This is a genomic window from Bradyrhizobium sp. 18BD, from assembly GCF_054185225.1.
This window is the reverse complement of the sequence record NZ_JAVAYL010000004.1, coordinates 269,420-288,265: the sequence shown is the minus strand read 5'-3', so window position 1 is coordinate 288,265 and position 18,846 is coordinate 269,420. Positions and strand designations below refer to the sequence as shown.

Sequence of the window (18,846 nt, the reverse complement as noted above, 5' to 3'; positions counted from 1 at the left end):
GGACAGCCGGAGCCACCCCGCTCCATAATGTCACTCAGCCGCGTCGAGCTGTTGCGGATCGTCGTCGCCGCCGTTCTCCTGATCCTCCTCATCGGCGAGGAATTCGGGCAGCGGGCCTGCTTCGCCCTCCTGCCCCACTGGCGCTGCATCGGGATCGACGAGACGCAGTGGCTCCGGCAACCAGCCTGAGCCATCCAGAAGGCGCTCGGCCTCCTTGGCCATGTCGGCCTTCTTCAGATGGTCGATCAGTTGCGCCGACGACTCGCCCTTGGCTTCCCGCACCGCCTCCAGAATTCGCGGCTTGGTGACCCGGCCGAGATAGTTGTCGACGGTCGGCCGCCACCCAGCCTGCACCATGTCAAGCCCGACCGCGCGCGCCAGCACATCAGCCTGGTCAAGACGCGTGCGGACACCGTGGGCGGAGACACGGCCCTGATTGTAGCGGTTGGCCGGTTCATAGACGGCGTTGACCGCGAATGACGCGCAGTGGGCGAACAGCGATGCCTGTGCACCACCATCGAGAGCCGTCAACGCATCCCAGAGATCATTCTCGCTCTTCGGCAACCGTGCCTTCCAGGCCTCATGCCGCGCCTCGACAGCCTTGGCGGAGACGCTTTCTCTCAGCCCTGGAGCTTGAGCTGGAAAGTTCGGCGTGCGCAGGCTGATCTCAAGACAGCTCCCGGACGACGCAAACCGATAAAAGGCCGTCAGCACGAAGTTATGCAGCACTGCCTGGAACGCGACCGCTGGACTTTCTGCCAGCGCATTGCGCAACGCGAGCGTGCGATGCGCCGTCAGCTCGGTGATCAGCCGATCCGGCAGAGGCTTGGCCGCGTCCTCATCATCTTCTTCGGCATCAGCAGCGCCACCTGCGACTGCGATGATCGTGCGCTGGACCGAAATGCTAGGCTCCTGCCCTTCGGTCGACGACGGGTCGGCGGGCTGCGCGATATCAGGATCGGTTGCCGGCACGTCGTCCTCTGGCCGGACATAACCCCGGTCCACGGAGAGGCGTCCCTCAGAATCGATGCTGATGAAGACACCAGCTCGGGCGATCTCCGTCGGTTCGTAAAGCATCGGCCGGTTTTCGAATGCCGCCAGTGCCGACTCGATTTCGCCGAGACGCTCGTCGACCTCGTCGGGCAACTCGTCGGCATCCTGGTAATCGGTTTCAAGCTTGGCCTGCTCGGCATTCAGGGCATCGATGGTGGCCTGCTCCTCAGGCGAGAGCTCGACAGGCTTGCCTTCGATTTCTCGCAGGCCTTGAGTGTGACCGTAGGAGAACTCTACAGCGACGGAGATCCACTTCCAGCCTTCGGCAGCAATCGTTTCAGCTTCGGCTTTGAGCTTTTCGGTCACGAGGCGATCGAGCAACACGACGTCCTGAAGCCAGCCGCCGTCGTCGTGCTCGAACAGATCGCGCAGAACGCCGCCACCCGCGTGCTGATAGGCATCGAGGCCGACAAATTGGGCCCGACGATCAGACCCGCGTACGGTATTCTCGGTGAGCATGCGGCGGATCTGGTATGGCTCGTCATAACCGGAACGGCTGACGTTCTCCCAGACTTGCTCCTGGCGGGCGTGATCCGCCGTGACTGAGAACGCCATGAGCTGCTCGAGCGTCATGCCATCTTCGGCATAGACCTCATGCAGCTTCGGCGAGACCGACGCCAAGCGCAGGCGCTGCTTGACAATGGCAGGGTTCACGAAATGGCGCGCGGCGATGTCCTCCTCGCTCATGCCGAGATCGCGGAGTGTCTGGAAGGCCCGAAACTGATCAAGCGGATGCAGGCCGACCCGCTCATCGTTCTCCGCTACCGAATCGTCCTCAGCGATGCCCCCTTCACGAACGACGCACGGCACCGCCTGCGTCTTCGACATCCGCTTCTGTTTCACCAGAAGCTCGAGGGCGCGATAGCGCCTTCCGCCCGCCGGCACCTCGAACATGCCGGTCTCGTTGCCATCTGCGTCAACGACGGCCCGGACGCTCAGACTTTGCAGAAGAGTACGCTGCGCGATGCTCTCGGCTAGCTGCCCGATCGAGACACCGGCCTTGACGCGGCGAACGTTCGACTGGCTGAGCACGAGCTTGTTGAACGGAATGTCCCGGGAAGGCGACAGCGTGATCTTTTGTACGGCTTTCATCATTTTGGCTCTCCACGACGGGCGGCCGTGAGACTCTCTCTCGGCTTCCAACCCGTCGCGCACAGCCTCCCCTCCTCTCACTCTGGCGCGGCCACCAGGCCAACCATCACGCCGCCTCGTGATCGGCGACAACCGAATCCAGCGACGTGGGCTCGATGGACTCGGGAATGAAGCCGAGCAAATAATCCGCCGCCTTGCTCGCCTGTGAGGCGGCACGCACGATGGCCCGATTGTCTTCGCGCAGGACTTCGAGCCAGGAGCCGATATAGTCGGCATGACGCACGGTCGGCACGATACCGAGCGACGCGCAGCTAAACGCAGACGATATCTCCGCGATGAGCTCTTCGAAGGCATACTTCTTGGTACCGTAGCTGCCTGACATGTCACGGTTGAGACGTGATGTGTGGCCGGTGGCGTGCGCCAATTCATGCAGGGCCGTCCGATGCCAGTTGATCGGCTCGAAATAGGCTTGCGGTGGCGGCACCTGCACATAATCTTCTGCCGGCGCATAGAAGGCATGGTTGCCGCCGATGCGGAAGTCGATCCCCGTCGCCTTGATGAGCTTTTCGACTCGTGGTTCGATCAGGCCTGGCGGCGGAGGCGGCGCCGTCGTTGCGATCTCCGCAGGCAGGTCGTCGCATTGATCAATGTTGAAAACCGTGAAGCGCTTGAGGAATGGAATGGCCTGCGCGTCTTCGCCAGTCTCCGCAGCGCGCCGCTTTTCGTCATTCGGCACGAAACGGTCGGCGTATACGACTGTGGTACCGCGCTCTCCCTTGCGAACGTGACCGCCAAGCGAGAGCGCCTGGCGGAAGGTGAGCCAACTTTGACGGGTAAATCCGCGTTCGATCACGGCGCCCCAGAGGATGAGGATGTTAACACCACTGTATTGCCGGTTGGTCGACGCATTTTTCGGCATCGCCAGCGGCGCCTTCGCCGCGGCCGTACCCCAGGGCTGAACCCAGGGGACGCGACCGGACTCAAGCTCGGAAATGATCCTGTCGGTGATTTCGGTATAGAGGTTCGCCCGGTCCTGGCCGGCGCGCGCGCAAGCATTAGGGTTTGACATCGCGGGTCTCCGCGACGGGCACCGCGAGCCTCTCTCGCAGCTTGTAACCCGTCACGGAAAAACCAGCCTGCACTCTTACTCTCAGCCTCTTCGCAATCTGCCTGGGGCCCAGGCCCGATCAGGCGTGCGCCCAAGGGCGCATCGCCTCAACAGAAAATGGCACCCGGAGAGCGTGAGCATAGCGACCCGAAGGGGCAGGCGGGTCCGAGTGCAGCGACGAGACCGGTTCAATAGCGGCACCCGGGAACGGGGCAGTGATAGAGATCGCCGCTGGCGAGCCCCTTTCCCGAGTGCCCCCGGCGAGGAGCACCAAAGCTCTAGCGCGAGGGATCGAAGCCTCAAGGCCGAGACGCTGCGCGGCTCGGTTCACGAGAGCCCGGTGCGGCCTTGGCCGCACGCGCCTAAACCTGAGCGAACGTGATGCAGGCAATGATACGAGAACCGCCCGCCATTTTCACAGGAGTCTCGCAATTATGGAAAAGAGGCCTGTGGGCGGAGCGAAATCGAAGACCACTCGCGGGACGCAGCAAAATAGCCACCCGCAGGAGGGTCAGCATAGCGCCGACGCGTAGCGGCGGGACCCGGGACCGAGTCGCGAGACCGGTTAAAAAGGCACCCGAACTCGGGGCAGTGATAGCGACGGCGGAATGCAATGACGGCGGGACCCGAGAGCGAGTGCCTCCGGCGAGCGACCCACTATTCTATTCTGCGCGAGGGATCGACGCCGCACGGCCGAGACGCAAAGCGGCTCGGCTCACGAGAGCCCAGTGGGGCGAAAGCTGCACGCGCGCAAACGGAGGAATTCCGCTGAGAAAGCGGAATTTTAGTCGAGAAGTTCGCGCAGACGTTTTTTGTTCCGTGCCTTTTTTGCGTGCACGCTCTGCGGCGATCGACGCGAGGCGGAACCCCCTAACGACGAGTGGCGTTGGCCCTTGTCACAACCAGGGAGCTCAGCAACTACACCCGAGGTCCAAACTAATTCAAGCGGTCCGGTAATCTCCACTTCCTGCAGCGTTGGTTGTTCACCGGACTCGCGAATTTTCGAGAGAAGCGATGAACAGCGATGATAGCATCCCGAGCAGCCTTTCTGTGATCACTGCGGCCCATTGGAAGCAGATCGTCAATAGTGCCGCAGACACGGCCATCATCAGCACGGATCCGCATGGTTTAGTCACCAGCTGGAATAGCGGCGCCAGTCGGCTTCTCGGTTGGACCGAAGCAGAAATGCTTGGACATTCTTTGGCACGCATCTTTCCCGGAGACGGTGGACCAGCGCCTTTGCTGGAAGAAATGCAGGATGCGATTGCGCACGGTCGAGGCGGTGGTGAGGAGGGCTGGCGCCTGCGAAAAGATGGCAGCCGCTTTTGGGCCGTCGGCGAGCTGGCGCCGATTAAGGACGGAGGAGCGATCGTAGGCTTCGTCAAGATCCTACGTGACCGGACCGGCCAACGGCAGGCCGAGGAGATCATTCGCGAAGAGCGCCGCGCCCTCGAAATCCTCAACCGGGCGAGCTCTGCCCTTGCAGTAGAACCGGATCTGCAACGCTTGGTGCAGATTGTCACCGACGCCGGTGTCGAGCTGAGCGGTGCCGAGTTCGGCGCCTTCTTCTACAATGTGATGAACGAAGCGGGCGAAAGCTACATGCTTTATACGCTGTCCGGCGCTCCGCTGGAGGCCTTCTCCAAATTCCCGATGCCGCGCAACACCGCTGTGTTCGCACCCACCTTTGGCGGCGAGGGCATCGTCCGCTCGGACGATATCACCAAAGATCCCCGCTATGGAAAAAACACCCCGCGCAGCGGCATGCCTGAAGGTCATCTGCCGGTCCGTAGCTATCTGGCAGTCCCCGTTGTGTCCCGGACAGGAGAGGTTTTTGGCGGACTTTTCTTCGGTCATGCGAAGATCGGCGTGTTCACTGAGCGCTCGGAGCGCGGTCTTTCGGGGCTCGCAGCCGAAGCGGCGGTTGCGATCGACAATGTACGCCTCGTTCAGGCATCGCGGCGTGAAATCGCGGAACGCAAGCGTGCGCAGGAAGCGCTTGTCCAGCTTAATGCCACGCTGGAAAAACAGGTGCTTGAGCGCACTGAACAGCTACGCAAGAATGAGGAGGCGTTGCGGCAGTCACAGAAGATGGAGGCCGTCGGCCAATTGACGGGCGGGGTCGCGCACGACTTCAACAACCTCCTGCAAGTCATCATCGGCAATCTTGATACACTACAGCGCAGCATGCCCCAGGAGTCCCCGCGTGTACAGCGCGCCTTGCGTCATGCGATGAATGGCGCGCAACGTGCCGCCTCATTGACCCAGCGGCTGCTCGCGTTCTCGCGCCGGCAGCCTCTCGATCCCAAGCCGCTCGATGTCAACCTTCTGGTGAACGGCGTCTCCGAGATGATCCATCGCACGCTCGGCGAGGCCATCTCGGTCGAGACCGTGCTCGGAGCTGGCTTGTGGCGTGTGGAAGCCGATCCCGGCGAGCTCGAGGCCGCAATCCTCAATCTTGCCGTCAACGCCCGGGATGCCATGCCGAAGGGGGGTCGATTGACGATCGAAACGAGCAACGCGCATATCGATGACGCCTATGTCGCGGCTCATAGCGAGGTGGTCGCCGGCCAGTATGTCGTGATCTCTGTCACCGATACCGGCGCCGGCATGGACCCGGAGACGGTTGCGCAAGCTTTCGAGCCTTTCTTCACCACCAAGCCGGTTGGCAAGGGCACCGGTCTTGGTCTCAGCCAAGTCTACGGCTTCGTCAAGCAGTCGGCCGGTCACGTCAAGATCTATTCCGAGGTCGCTCAAGGTACCACCGTCAAGCTCTATCTTCCCCGCCTGGCTGCCGATGCCACCACCGAGATGACTCCCGAGGAAGTGCTAAATCCTGAGGCTGCACAGGAAGAGACAATTCTGGTTGTCGAGGATGACGACGATGTAAGGGCTTACACGGCCGACATTCTGCGCGAGCTCGGTTATCGCGTGCTGGAGGCCCATGATGGGCCGGCCGCACTGCGTCTACTGGATCGCGAGCCGCGCGTCGATCTCCTGTTCACGGATGTTGTTCTTCCGGGCGGGATGACCGGTGCCCAGGTCGCCGCCCAGTCAAGGGCGCTTCGACCGTCGCTAAAGATCCTGTTTACAACCGGTTACGCACGGAATGCGATCATTCACCATGGCCGTCTCGACAAGGGCGTGCAGCTGATCGTCAAGCCCTTCAGTTTCGCCGACCTTGCCGCAAAGGTGCGCGACGTGTTGGACCAAGCGGACGCTTGATCACAGGCGGTTGACCAACTTGATCTTCCTACAGGGTCAGCCACCAAATTGAAGTGACGGTCGACAACGACGCCGTCACGAAACCGCCGTTCGCCGTCGCGGTCCCAAGTCCCGCGATCGACGCCGCGACCGTATGAACGCGACTAGGGCCCTCTATCAGGTTTGCGCGCGAGGTGCGCGGCTTAGAAGAGAGGCCTATGGGCGGAGCGAAGCGGAGACCGCTACCGGTCGCAAGACCCGGCAAACAGGCACCCGCAGGAGGGTCAGCATAGCGCCGACGCGTAGCGGCGGGACCCGGGACCGAGTGCAGTCGCGAGACCGGTTAAGAAGGCACCCGACCCGAAGGGCAGTGATAGCGACGCCGGCATGCAATGACGGCGGGCCCGAGGGCGAGTGCCTCCGGCGAGCGGCTCAATGCGGATTTACGTCTCCTTGGTATCAATTTTGCTTTTGTGATATCGTCTCACTCGTGCGCATGTCTATGCACGGCGTGGGCATGTTCACTGAGAGCCAATTCTTACAGAGGACGACATGGCCAAGAAAGCGAAGAAGGCAAAGAAGACCGCGAAGGCAGCTACCAAGAAGGTGGCAAAGAAGACTTCAAAGAAAAAGAAGTAGTCGTATCGGCTACTGATCTATTGCCGCCTCCGGGTCGCAACCCGGATGAATAGCGAGACCTTCCCAAAGGATATGAAGCGTCCTTTGCAGCCGTTCGGTATCGCGGCACGCTAAGATAAGGCCGGACCTTTATGCAGGTGGCTGCTGCATAAAGGTCCGGTTTTCGTTTCTGCCCCGCGAGGGGCGTGGCCTGCTCGTGCGCGAGGGATCGAAGCCGCAAGGCCGAGACGCTGCGCGGCTCGGTTCACGAAAGCCCGGTGCGGCGACAGCCGCACGCGCAAAACGGACTAGGAGCAACCACCTGAACTCGGACGTCTGAAGTATCGGAAAACGGTTTCTTCAGTTCGTTTTGCCCGCCCTGGCACCTGGCCGGCTGGAAAATTCGGCCTTCGAAAAGCCACGAGATCCCACGATCCGGAATCCCAGTCGTGTGTTAGCGATGGGGAACGTCTGCGGGACTAAACGATTCGTCTCAGCGTGGGAGAACCTTTCAATGCTGATGACCAAGCAGAGACGGCCGGCGATCCGCACCCTGCGCGGTTGGGCGATCAACGTGCTGAACGAAGCGGGCGCCATCTGCGAGTGCGAGGACCACGGCTGGATGCAGGACCGCGCCGATCCGCATGCGCGAGAGCGGGCCTTCGACATCGCCCGTCGAGATCCGCCAGCAGGCATCTCCCCCAAGCTGCGGAGGCCGCGATTCGCGACGTGCTGGACTCGATCGGTGATACCTGCCCTGAATGCCCCTCTGGCTAGAAGGTCGGCCGCTATCGTAGGACGCTAGCCCGCCTTTCCTACTCAGCGGCCCAGCCGTTTCTCCACACGCTTGCGCGCGTTACCGACCTTTTTGACGGCCTTTTTCACCGCCGGCGCCGACTTTCCGGTCTTCTTCGCCTCGTACTGCACTTCGTAATCCTGCCCGCCGGCCACCCGCGCCCGGTCTTGTTTTCGTCCGCGCGCCGTCTTGCTCTTCTTCGCTACCGCCATCGGTGCCTCCTGTTGTGACATCGAAGCAACGCGACAGAGATTCGCAGGTTCCAGAACGATTCGAACTGTGCCAATTTGAATCGGCTGTAGCGTGGAGTTCTTCAGTGGCGTTTCAGCGTAAAAAGCCGGCGGATATCGGCGTCAAGGCGTCTCTCCCCGGCTTCATCGAACCGGCCCTGGCGTCTTCGATCGAGAAGGTGCCGTCCGGAGACCGCTGGATTCACGAAATCAAGTTCGACGGCTATCGTGTTCAGGTCCATCTGGCCAACGAGACGGCGAAGATCTTCACCCGGCGCGGTCACGACTGGACGTATCGCTTCAGGAAGGTCGCTCATGACGCCTGGCGGATCAAGGCAAACTCGGCGGTGGTGGACGGCGAGATCGTGGTACCGGCTGCCGACGGCACGACCGACTTCTCGGTCCTGCAGAACGAGCTCAAGGGCAAATCGAAGAGTATTGTGCTTGTAGCGTTCGATCTGCTCTATCTGGACGGCCGCGACATCCGGAAGCTACCGCTCTTTCAGCGCAAAGCCGAACTCAAGAAGATCGTAGGCGGCACCGACATCCAGTTCAGCGAAAGCTTCGAGATCGACGGCCGCGAGATGTTTGCGCACGCCTGCAGGCTTGGCCTCGAAGGTGTCGTCTCGAAGGTACGGGGTAGCGCCTATCCGGCGGGACGCACGAATGACTGGGTCAAGAAGACCTGCGTGCAGCGTGAGACGCTGACCATTGCCGGCTATGCCATCGATGAAGGCAAGTGGGATGGCATTTACCTCGGCCGCCGGAAAGGCGACGATCTGGTCTATGCCGGGAAGGTGGACCATGGGTTCGACAAGGCATCAGCTACCGACCTTCAGAAGCGTCTGAGGCCGCTGATCCGCAAGACGCAGCCTTATGCAAAGCGGATTGCGCATAAAGGAATCTGGGTCGAGCCCAAGCTGCTGGCGGAGATAGAGTACCGTGCGAAATCAGCGGAGGGGAAAATCCGCCATCCCTTCTTCAGGGGGCTTCGGGAGGATCTATAATGGATGCTTTTGACCGCTTCTGGGAGTGGGCGAAAAAGCCGCTCGATAGTCCGCTGACGATCACCGCGGAGCTCCATCGAGCGGTGATGGAGCTGTCTCCGGAGGACAGGCGGGACCGCGCAAAGGTCAATGAGGCCGCAGCGCGGGCGGTTTCCGACCGATAGTTTACAAGAGATCGCCCAGTCTGAGCACGTCCGCTCGAGACGCACCATTCAACATTGACCGGCTTGAATTGGACAGTGTCCGAATTCGCGAAACGGAGTATGATCCGGTCATCACCGGCAATGGCACTCTGCCCGCGGGCACCGGTGGCTGAGAGACCGATCGCGCTCCCGCCTGCAGCGGGAGCGACCAATGTCTCGTGATTCCGAACGTCTCATCCTTGCCCGGCGCCATGTTGCCGGAGGACGCCAGATCGTCGAAAGGCAGAAAACGTTGGTCAGCAATGGCGGTGCAAACACCGCGGAAGCCCTGAAGCTCCTGGCTCTCTTCGAAGCAACGCAAAACATCTTCGAGGATGATCTGGAGCGCATCTTGCGGGAAGAGCGCAATGGCTAAGACTGGAGACCTGGCAGTTTAGATTTTCCGATCTCGGCGGCAAAGCAGGCGTTAATGCTAAGAATCGAGACGGTCACACTTCGAGACCTAACCTCGGGCGCGTCGTAACGAGGCTTCCAACCGGGCCTGCTCCCTCTCCCAACGCGCTTCCTCGTCCCGCGCGCTTTCCTCAAGAACCCCGAGCTCTTGTCGGATGTCAGCGGCTTTTTCGTCGTGCTTTCGACGGGCAGCGTCCAAGGCACCTTGCGCCTTATCGACGGCGTGCTGCCGTCGCTCGCGCTCCTTCTGCCGGGCGGCCTCTTCCTTGGCACGTTCGCGCTCCCGCCGCATCTGCGCCTTCTCGAAAGCAAGTGCGGCCTTCCGGTCGGCCGCATCGTCGTTGGCCCGCTTGGAAGGCTTCCGCGGTTGATGGCGGGCTGTCTTTTTTGAGCTGCCGCCGGCAAGGTCGGTAGGTAACTCGGCATGCTCCCTGAATGGCCCGTTGGAGCCGACGGGTCTCTTCAGGACGACGCCCGGCGCAGCCATGGTCGCCTCGATGACGTCCGGATCATCGCTTTCCTTCGCCGCGCCCTGGTGGAAGAGATTGCTGTCGGCGCCCCAGGCTTCGAGAGCCGCTTTCATGGAGGGAGCGGCGATCGCCAGATCGAAGAAGCCCAGCGAGGTCTGATAGGTCTTCAGTTTTCTGGCCATCGGTCTGATCCGCGCTCGCCCGGTCGATCGTCGACGTCTCGCACGCCACGATGCCTGCGGAACACGACGTGGTCCCGAAGCGTTCCCTAATCCTTGAAGGACGTCCATGCATTTCGCAACGTGCTCTTAAGGATTGGCCTCGAATGAGCCGGACGTCGACCCTGCCCAAGCGCCTGCAGCCGATGCTCGCTACGCTCACTGATGCGCCGTTCGACGACCCCGGCTGGGTTTTCGAGGACAAGTACGACGGCTTTCGGATGATCGCGGAAATCCGACGGGGCAAGGTTTCGCTCTACAGCCGCAACGGCAAGATCATCAGCCGCAGCTATATCGAAGTCGCCAAAGCGCTGGAGGGCGTGAAAGGCAACGCCGTGATCGACGGCGAACTCGTCGCGATCGGAAAGGACGGCGTCTCGCATTTCCAACTGCTTCAGAACGCGCTGCGCCATGAAGCGAAGCTCCTGTATTGCGCTTTCGATCTCATGTTTCAGAACGCAGTTGACTTGCGCAAACAGCCTCTTCTCGAGCGCAAGGAGCGGCTGAAAGCGATCCTGCCGAGCCACCGCCTGATCGCCTTCAGCCGTCACCGCAAAGCGAGCGGCACGAAATTCTTCGCCGAGGCCGAGCGGAAGGGTCTGGAAGGCGTCATGGCGAAGCGCGCCGACAGCGCGTATGCGTCCGGAAGCCGGACGGCGGATTGGCTGAAGATCAAGACAGCAAACCGGCAGGAAGTCGTGATCGCGGGCTTCACAGCGCCCAAGCGCACCCGGCCGTTCTTCGGCGCCCTGGTCCTCGCCGTGCGGGAAGTCGACACATGGCGCTATATCGGACATGTCGGCACTGGCTTCAGCCACAAGGTCCTGGAAGACCTCTATGCCAAGCTCGTGAAGCTGACGACGCCTAAATCACCCTTCCCTGCCAAAGTGAAGGACGAGGCCGCCACGACCTGGGTCAGGCCCTCGTTGGTTGCCGAGGTCAAATTTGCGGAGTGGACGAGCAAGGGCGAATTGCGCCAGCCCGTCTACCTCGGGCTCAGGTCCGACAAGCGGGCGAAGGACGTCGTGCGTGAGCGAGAACGTCCGCGCAAGTAGAGCTTCCCTTCGGCGTAACCCGGCAAACGGAACGATTGCCGCACTCGCCTCCTCCGGTGTGAATTCCCTCCGCGGTGGCACTCAGTCGCCTCCAAGGTCGTGGATTTCCGGTCGCATGCCGTCGGGCGTGAGTTCGAGCGTCGCAAACGTGATCGGCAGCTTGAAACGCCGGGGTCCCGCGCTGCCAGGATTCAGATAGAGAACGCCACCGACCGTGTCGATCTTCGGCACGTGGGAATGCCCGGAGACGATGATGTCGATGCCAGCGCCGGGTCCGGCCTTCAGCGTCTTCAAGTCGTGCAGAACGTAGATCGATTTTCCCGCCAGGCGCACAAGGTTCGTGTCGGGGTAGTCGCGAGCCCACTCGCCACCGTCCACGTTTCCACGAATGGCCGTGACGGGCGCGATCCGGCGAAGCGCGTCGACGATCTCGGGGCGCCCAATGTCGCCGGCATGGATGATGTGATCGACGCCCGCCAGGCCTCGTTCCGCCTCGGGCCTCAACAGGCCGTGCGTGTCCGAAATGATTCCGATCCTGAACATCATTTGCCGGTGCTCTCAATCGCGATCGCCAATAGACGATCGAGAAACTCTACCTGAGCGGACAGCATCTTGGTCCGCGCGAGCTCGATATCAAACCATTCCGCGCGGTCGACTTCGGGAAAGCTCTGCCGTCGACGGCTTCGGGGCGGCCATTCGATATCGAAGGTATTGCTGGTCAGCGCTGCCGGATCAAAGTGGCCCTCGCCGGCGAATGCGCTGACGCGCTTCCCTCCTCGCTGTCGGACTTCCCCCAGCGCCTGGAGTGGACCAATCGAAGCGCTCGGGCCGAGTTCTTCGGCAAACTCGCGTCGCGCGACGTTCTCCGGAGCATCATTGGCATCGATTTCGCCCTTTGGAATGGACCAGGCGCCATCATCCTTGTTACGCCAGAACGGACCGCCGGGGTGAACGAGCAGAACCTCGAGCCCACGAGCGCCCTTGCGGTATGCGAGAATCCCCGCGCTCGAGGTCGATCTCCTGGAAGTTTTTTTCACCGCAGCCATATCGCTCCTACTTTGCAGAGCAATCGAGCGCCGGCGAGCCGTCCCGCCATACCGGACCGCGCTCGCCGAGCGCCTGCTTAGCCTCGTCCACGTCCCATGCACCGTTACTTCGGCCTCGCGGTCGGCGGCCTTCCTGGCGCGCGCACCGACCCACCTGATCGCCAATAGACGACCGACGAGATGATCTCGGGTGACCTAGTTAAGATGGGATTTGCCATTCTCCAGAGTCTGCCGCGGGCATCGAAGTTGGGCCGTCCGGCGTCAACGGATGCTTCACGGCACCTAAGCCGACTTCCGCTGCGGCTTCTTCGCCGCGGTCTCCTTCGCCGGCTTCTTGCCTGCGATCGGCATTAGCATTTCCTTCTGCCCGGCCGCCGCCTTGCGCGGCTTTTTTCCTGATTTCTTGGGGGCCTCTGTCGCGGACGCCCCCTCTCTTCCGATGCTCTTGCGCAGCGCATCCATCAGGTCCACCACGTTCTCGCCGCGGGGACGCGCTTTCGCGGTGATTGGTTTGCCGGCGCGCTTCTGGTTGATCAAATCAATGAGCGCAGTCTCGTACTGGTCTTCGAACTTGTCCGGCTCAAAATGGCCCGCCTTCTGATTGACGATGTGTTTGGCGAGGTCGAGCATGTCCTTGGTGACTTTGACATCCTGGATATCCTCGAAATACTCATCCGCGGCACGGACTTCGTACGGGTAGCGCAGCAATGTCCCCATCAATCCCTTGTCGAGTGGCTCGAGCGCGATGATGTGCTCGCGATTGGTCAGCACTACGCGACCGATGGCGACCTTGTTCATCTCGCGGATGGTCTCTCGAATAACGGCGAAGGCATCGTGCCCAACTTTACCGTCGGGACGCAGATAGTAGGGGCGAATGAGATATCGTGGATCGATCTCGCTGCGGTCGACAAACTCGTCAATCTCGATGGTTCGCGTCGATTCCAGCGCGACGTTCTCAAGCTCCTCCTTGGTCACCTCGATGAAGGTATCGGTGTCTACCTTGTATCCCTTGACGATGTCCTCGTTGTCGACCTCCTCGCCGGTGTCGGCGTCGACCTTGGCGTACTTGATGCGGTGGCCGGTCTTTCGGTTCAGCTGGTTGAATGAGACTTTTTCGGATTCCGAGGTGGCCGGATAGAGCGCGACCGGACAGGTGACGAGGGAAAGACGCAGGAAGCCCTTCCAGTTAGCGCGCGGGGCCATGCCGGGGGAACTCCGATACTGATACCGGATTCAAGACGAACGACAGGGCTTGGTTCCGACATCGCGACCCGTCCCCACAGGAGGATTTTTCTCAGCGTCGGCCTAGTCGGACTCGACATTTGTTCTTCTTATGTTCTAATGACGCGAGACGAGCTCTGCAATCTGGAGGAAGACCTCCGGCATGTACTGGCGCAGTTCGAGGCTGGTACGGCGCAGAGGCACGACGTGCTCTCGTCACTGGCCAATATCCACCGCGTGATGTGCATACGCCGCCTTGACTTCTAAGACCACGTTCATTTCTCCGGCCGAGGCCTCAGGCGTTGGAGCGCGTGGGAATGCACCGCTGCTTGCAATGCTACTCGTTTAGCTGTGTAGTTCCCGGCACGGTACTGCTCTGAGGCAGGCGGGTCATGACCAATGCATTGGTCGTGCGCAAGGGGACGAACTTGGCAAGGCGCCTGCGGACGCAGCGTGCCGCGCAATATGTCCGGATGTCGCGGGACCTCCAGCGGTACTCTATTAAGAACCAGCTCGCGGCGATTGCCGCTTATGCGGAAGCGAACGGCCTCACGATCGTCCGGACCTACGAGGATGCAGGCCGGAGCGGTCTGAGGATCAAAGGCCGGCCAGGTCTCATCGAACTGATCGAAGATGTTCAATCAGGCCAGGCCGACTTCGATCAAATCCTCGTCTATGACGTTAGCCGGTGGGGACGCTTCCAGGACACCGACGAGAGCGCCTACTACGAGTACCTCTGCAAGATGAACGGTGTCCGCGTCGAATATTGCGCCGAGATCTTCAAGAACGACGGCAGCTTTCTGTCCGGCATGGCCAAGTACATGAAGCGAGGCATGGCCGCTGAATGGAGCCGGGAACTCGGGGTCAAGGTACACACAGGACATTGTCGGATCGCAAGCCTTGGTTACCGCGTCGGCGGTCCCGTCGGCTATGGTCTGCGCCGGATGATGGTCGATGAAAGCGAGCATCCGAAAGTTCAGCTCGAGAAGGGCCAGTATAAGGCCCTGCAATCGGATCGTGTTCGACTGCGGCAAGGCTCGGCCGAAGAGGCCGCCGTCATTTATTGCATTTTCGATCAGTTCGTCAACGCAAGACAATCGTATAGCGAGATACGGCGCGCGCTGAACGACGCCAACATCGCCAACCATAACGGCAGACCCTGGACCGATCGGATGATCCCGACAATCCTCGCCAACGAGAACTATATCGGAAAGACCGTCTACAATCGAACGTCGCGACGCCTTGGCCAGAGACTTGTCAAGAATCCTGCTCATGCCTGGGTCCACGGCGCCGCTGCGATTGAACCCATCGTTGATCCAGATATCTTCGCGCGCGCTCAAAAACTGCTCGCCGAGCGACGCGTCGAGATTCCGGAAGACGAGATGCTGATGCGCCTTCGCGTCGTGCTTCGCCGGCGAGGAAAGCTCAATTCCAACATCATCAACTCGACGCTCGGGCTCAACCACGTCTCGTCCTACGTCAAGCATTTCGGCTCGTTGCGGAAGGCATATTCGCTGATCGGATATGTCTCACCGCGGGATTGCGACTGGTTGGATACGTACGATCACTGGGCCCGCGAGCAGGCGAGACATGCGAACGAACTTGCCGAAGTTCTGAGAGCCGATCTTGGTCTTGAACCCGAGCTTGCTCAGGATAACATAGCCCTTGATGTTGCCGGTACGCGCCTGGTTTCATTTCTTGTTGCGCGACAGCTCGCCACGCGAGGACCGGATCACGCGCCGCAGTGGAAGGCCTACCGCAGACAAATCTCCTCCGGCATGCTCGCGGTAATGCGGCTGGATGCAACGAACAAAGCGATCGAGGATTACGTGCTGTTGCCTCCCAAATTGCGGGCAGGCCGATACATCTGGCTTTCATCGGGCTCCCTCACCCGGCATCACGGAATTCATTGCCCGGGGATGAGCGAATTGATTGCTGTGATCAAGGCCAGATTGGCGGCGTCCAACCATGCCGCGCCAACCATGTCAGCCCCGCGGAACAAGCCAGGGAAAAGACGCCGCCCCAAAGCCAGGAGCGGCCGCGGGCGGCGCTAATTGATCGCAAGTACAAATAGGCTCCAAGCAGTTTGCCGTAGTTCTTTCCTAAAATCGCCATTCAACCGGGCGATTTTGGATAGCTCGGACGTATCAACTTCATTCGACATGGGCTGGCTTCCGGGTTGAACCAGCGCCCTATGAACCACTGTTTTGCCCGACGGAACAAGCGATATTTCGGTAAATCAAAATATTTTTCCCCCTCCATCCTAGTAGGCTATGTACCCGTAAACCCGGCGGCGTGACGCGACTAAAGCAATGTCCGCTGTGTCCAGACAGCGGCCAAGTACGCGTGGCAGCGTATTAAGTCGTGATGGGCCACGAGCCGACATGTTCGCTGTCGCGCTACCATTGGGTGCTCCTGGCAAAGCCACTGGTCGCTCTTCAAGGTAAGAAAGCGCGAAGTCGTGCAGCTTCGTGCCTGCGGGACCGGCTACGTCACGCACCTACTCTGCGCGTGGCAGAGACTATCCGTCCGCGTTTTCTCGCGCCGTAGCTCGGTCATCGCGAAGTGCAACGAACGTTTAGGCCGGCGTACGATCGACCATCTTGCATCATGACGTATTCCGCAGCCGAGGTTCGGTACACTGCCGCGGTTGATCAACCCTCGCATGTCCGCGACGGTGGGCGCCCGTCAGGGAAAAGGACTTTCGATAGTTTCTCGGAAATTCGACCGTCGCCCCGCGCCAAGGTACCACGCTGCGTCGCCACGACCGTAGCGAGCGCATCGACTGTTTTTGCGTCGCTGCCATTGAAGTTCCACTGACTTCCTGCCTTGGCAGCAGCATCATAAGCGGCCGCGGCCTGATCAAAATCGTCCTTATTGATTTTACGGCATGTTCGCCTCTCGGGACCGCGCAGCGCAGTCCAGGATACTTCGTAGAAGCGCCGTTGCGGCCGTCCTTCGCGGTCGTCGTAAGACAAGGCAATCGAATACCGTAAACTGTAGTTACAGAAGTGAAAGCCGGCCTTTGCGAGGACCTGGCTGTTGGGCAGCAACGTAGCCGCGCTTCTTATGCCGTTCACCTGGTTGGAAGTTCGAATAAGGCCATCGGATGAACGGCCGCTAAGCTCGACGGCCAGCGCCTCGGCCAGACTAACAGGATCATCCGGATTGCAACCGTTGCCGCGCGGCGGCCCGTGGATCCACAACCAGGCCAGGGCGACGTAGTTGATAACCAAATTCTCCTCAGGTGCTCCGTTGTTCACCACCCAAATGTCGTCGCCTTTGAACGTCACCGCGAATAACGGCTCGGATGGAGGCAGCGCAGAGCCCTTCTGTATGCCGCTCGCGCCACCATCCGGCTGTCTGTTGCTCATGATCTCTCGATACAACTCGAGCCAGAGACTGTTCTTTTTCTCGGTCGCGAGATTCCTGTCCTGCATGATGCTTTGGCAGGAAACCCACGCCATGTATTGGTCGATCTTGGCCTTGTCTACATTGTTATATTTTTGCTGCAATTCCTTCTTGCTGGTGTCCACGGCGCCTTTCAACTCGGCATTTCCAAGCAGCTTCGTGAACAACTGAGCTTTGCCCTGAACGTCCCCCTTGATGCTCTTCTCGATGTCTGGTGGGAATTGGGGCTGTTCGCCACAGTTCACCGCCTGAGCCAATGCGGTTGTAGGCAACAAAGAAAGAAGCGTCGCGACGAAGCCAATGGCAATCCGGCGCATACTCGCAACTCCTCATTGAGGATCATACTTCAAGTTGTGTACCTGATTTCGATCGCCCGGCCAAGATGGTATGAAAGGTCTGGTTCAGCCAGGGACAACCTCGCAACACTTGTTTGGGACATCAATATCGCGCACCTAAACCGACCGGGCACGGACTAAAATCGGTAAACGCGGTCTCTTATTCCTCGCCGTCTGATTTAGGTCGAGTCTCACATCATGCCGAAGTTAGCACCCGACTTGCCTAACCGCCCAGCGCCGTGTGCGCCCAACAACGGATCAATTCTCCCAGAACCTCTTTAGGGCCGCGGTAAAAGCTCGGAAATTTACTGACGGCCAGCATACTTCTGAGTTGTCGCGGACGAGCCAATAGAGATCATTGGCGCAGGCCAGCTTCGATTCCTCGGCATTAATTATCCAGTTGTAGCAAGCAACGAACATATCGCCGTAGTCGCCGGTGGCCACGCATTTCAGGATCAGCGTGTCGGAGCTTCTGGAAGAAGAAGGCGACATCATGACGCTCTTCAGTAGAGTGTTCTCGACCAGAACGTTGTTGCAAATCATCTGTGTTCTCGTCGCTGTTGTCGCAATGAAGTTGTTGAGCGCTCACTATGACTTCAGCTGGGCCGCCGACCAGAAGAACACCATGGAAGTCGGAGCAGACTTCGACCACGATGAAGCTGCAACCAGGCCGTTATGAGCGGCAGACCGTCAATAACCTTCGTTGATTGTGCTGCATTTTCGTTTGAAAAGCGAAGCAGCATCAGCACTTAAGCCGCTACTCGATCAATCATGTCGTACCAAATGTAGTACTGCCGTTGGTTCGGAGCTCGACGAGCAAACACTGTCGCGCCTCAGCGTCTAGGGGCGAAGAAATTGGGAAGATGAGGACCTTTCCTTTCATTCGCTTTGGCATCCAATTGTACCACGGATTTTTGACAACCATTTTCCTCCGGCACGGCCAATTGCATGATGTGGGCGATGATCACGTTTTCCGATGCGCTCTTTGACGGCGTAGCAAGTTACGCAAAGGAGGCGCGTGAGGTTGTCGCCTGTGCCGGAATCGCAGGCCGAGAACGGGCGACGCGACCGGCCACGCCGGTGGAGCCCGCAAACGATAAGGGACTTAAGTGATGAACGAGTTCGGGCAGAAGGGAAAGGTACCGCTCTCGGAACGTCTGTCGGTGTCACCAGAGGAGGCAAGCGCCCTCACCGGGATCGGGCTGACCTCGATTCGCGAGGCGATCAGCAGCGGCGATCTCAAGGCGAAGAAGCACGGGAGGCGTACGATCATCCTGCCCGACGATTTGAGAGTATGGCTGAAAACGCTGCCGGATGCCCGCAAGTCGATTGAAGTAAGCCCCGCTTAACGTCTGCCGGAATGACGTACTAGCGAATTTACCGTTC

Annotated in this window: 15 protein-coding genes and 1 pseudogene; 8 read left to right on the top strand and 8 right to left on the bottom strand. The window is 60.1% G+C overall.

The window, feature by feature from the left end; translation table 11 throughout:
• Positions 1-30 precede the first annotated feature (30 nt).
• Both RAD16_RS09715 and RAD16_RS09710 read right to left on the bottom strand, forming a co-directional pair.
• Positions 31-2,148 (bottom strand): ParB/RepB/Spo0J family partition protein, encoded by a 2,118-nt coding sequence (locus tag RAD16_RS09715; protein WP_458157643.1) that lies wholly within the window; start codon positions 2,146-2,148, stop codon positions 31-33.
• A gap of 103 nt (positions 2,149-2,251) precedes the next feature.
• On the bottom strand, positions 2,252-3,214 hold the full coding sequence (locus RAD16_RS09710) for an ArdC family protein (protein ID WP_458157642.1): 963 nt from the start codon (positions 3,212-3,214) through the stop codon (positions 2,252-2,254).
• Positions 3,215-4,267: 1,053 nt separating this feature from the next.
• Between RAD16_RS09710 and RAD16_RS09705 the strand changes: the two genes are divergently transcribed.
• Together RAD16_RS09705 and RAD16_RS09700 are read left to right on the top strand one after the other, a co-directional pair.
• Positions 4,268-6,478 carry an ATP-binding protein gene (locus RAD16_RS09705; RefSeq protein WP_458157641.1) on the top strand — a complete coding sequence of 737 codons (2,211 nt, stop codon included), beginning with the start codon at positions 4,268-4,270 and terminating at the stop codon, positions 6,476-6,478.
• Positions 6,479-7,589: 1,111 nt separating this feature from the next.
• Positions 7,590-7,852 (top strand): annotated as a pseudogene (locus tag RAD16_RS09700) (hypothetical protein).
• A gap of 42 nt (positions 7,853-7,894) precedes the next feature.
• Here RAD16_RS09700 and RAD16_RS09695 read toward each other — a convergent pair.
• Positions 7,895-8,083 (bottom strand): DUF3606 domain-containing protein, encoded by a 189-nt coding sequence (locus tag RAD16_RS09695; protein WP_091881179.1) that lies wholly within the window; start codon positions 8,081-8,083, stop codon positions 7,895-7,897.
• 104 nt (positions 8,084-8,187) lie between these two features.
• Here RAD16_RS09695 and ligD (RAD16_RS09690) point away from each other — a divergent pair, with 104 nt between their 5' ends.
• Together ligD (RAD16_RS09690) and RAD16_RS09685 are read left to right on the top strand one after the other, a co-directional pair.
• Positions 8,188-9,108 carry a non-homologous end-joining DNA ligase gene (gene ligD / locus RAD16_RS09690; RefSeq protein ID WP_458157640.1) on the top strand — a complete coding sequence of 307 codons (921 nt, stop codon included), beginning with the start codon at positions 8,188-8,190 and terminating at the stop codon, positions 9,106-9,108.
• Positions 9,109-9,462: 354 nt separating this feature from the next.
• Positions 9,463-9,666 carry a hypothetical protein gene (locus RAD16_RS09685; protein ID WP_458157639.1) on the top strand — a complete coding sequence of 68 codons (204 nt, stop codon included), beginning with the start codon at positions 9,463-9,465 and terminating at the stop codon, positions 9,664-9,666.
• A gap of 87 nt (positions 9,667-9,753) precedes the next feature.
• Here the strand turns inward: RAD16_RS09685 and RAD16_RS09680 are convergent, their stop codons facing one another.
• Entirely contained in the window at positions 9,754-10,356 is a 603-nt protein-coding gene (locus RAD16_RS09680) for a cell envelope biogenesis protein TolA (protein ID WP_458157638.1), read from the bottom strand.
• A 143-nt stretch (positions 10,357-10,499) separates the two neighbouring features.
• Here RAD16_RS09680 and ligD (RAD16_RS09675) point away from each other — a divergent pair, with 143 nt between their 5' ends.
• Entirely contained in the window at positions 10,500-11,447 is a 948-nt protein-coding gene (ligD, locus tag RAD16_RS09675; protein ID WP_458157637.1) for a non-homologous end-joining DNA ligase, read from the top strand.
• Between the two features lie 81 nt (positions 11,448-11,528).
• On the opposite strand, the gene RAD16_RS09670 is transcribed toward ligD (RAD16_RS09675), so the two are convergent.
• The 3 genes from RAD16_RS09670 to ku all read right to left on the bottom strand — a co-directional run bounded on the left by RAD16_RS09670 (position 11,529) and on the right by ku (position 13,696).
• A complete protein-coding gene (locus RAD16_RS09670; protein ID WP_458157636.1) occupies positions 11,529-11,993 on the bottom strand; it encodes a metallophosphoesterase family protein in 465 nt (154 codons plus the stop codon).
• Positions 11,990-12,493: an NUDIX domain-containing protein gene (locus RAD16_RS09665; protein WP_458157635.1), complete on the bottom strand. Its 504-nt coding sequence runs from the start codon at positions 12,491-12,493 to the stop codon at positions 11,990-11,992. The genes RAD16_RS09670 and RAD16_RS09665 overlap by 4 nt, the downstream gene beginning before the upstream one ends.
• A gap of 282 nt (positions 12,494-12,775) precedes the next feature.
• The gene (gene ku, locus RAD16_RS09660; RefSeq protein ID WP_458157634.1) at positions 12,776-13,696 is read right to left on the bottom strand and encodes a non-homologous end joining protein Ku; all 921 of its coding nucleotides are present in this window, start codon (positions 13,694-13,696) and stop codon (positions 12,776-12,778) included.
• Positions 13,697-14,106: 410 nt separating this feature from the next.
• Between ku and RAD16_RS09655 the strand changes: the two genes are divergently transcribed.
• Positions 14,107-15,768: a recombinase family protein gene (locus tag RAD16_RS09655; protein WP_458157633.1), complete on the top strand. Its 1,662-nt coding sequence runs from the start codon at positions 14,107-14,109 to the stop codon at positions 15,766-15,768.
• Between the two features lie 600 nt (positions 15,769-16,368).
• Here the strand turns inward: RAD16_RS09655 and RAD16_RS09650 are convergent.
• On the bottom strand, positions 16,369-17,442 hold the full coding sequence (locus RAD16_RS09650; protein WP_458157632.1) for a hypothetical protein: 1,074 nt from the start codon (positions 17,440-17,442) through the stop codon (positions 16,369-16,371).
• A 454-nt stretch (positions 17,443-17,896) separates the two neighbouring features.
• Between RAD16_RS09650 and RAD16_RS09645 the strand changes: the two genes are divergently transcribed.
• Together RAD16_RS09645 and RAD16_RS09640 are read left to right on the top strand one after the other, a co-directional pair.
• A complete protein-coding gene (locus RAD16_RS09645) occupies positions 17,897-18,139 on the top strand; it encodes a hypothetical protein (RefSeq protein ID WP_458157631.1) in 243 nt (80 codons plus the stop codon).
• Positions 18,140-18,572: 433 nt separating this feature from the next.
• Positions 18,573-18,809 (top strand): helix-turn-helix domain-containing protein, encoded by a 237-nt coding sequence (locus RAD16_RS09640; protein ID WP_247785511.1) that lies wholly within the window; start codon positions 18,573-18,575, stop codon positions 18,807-18,809.
• The last annotated feature ends 37 nt before the right edge of the window (positions 18,810-18,846 follow it).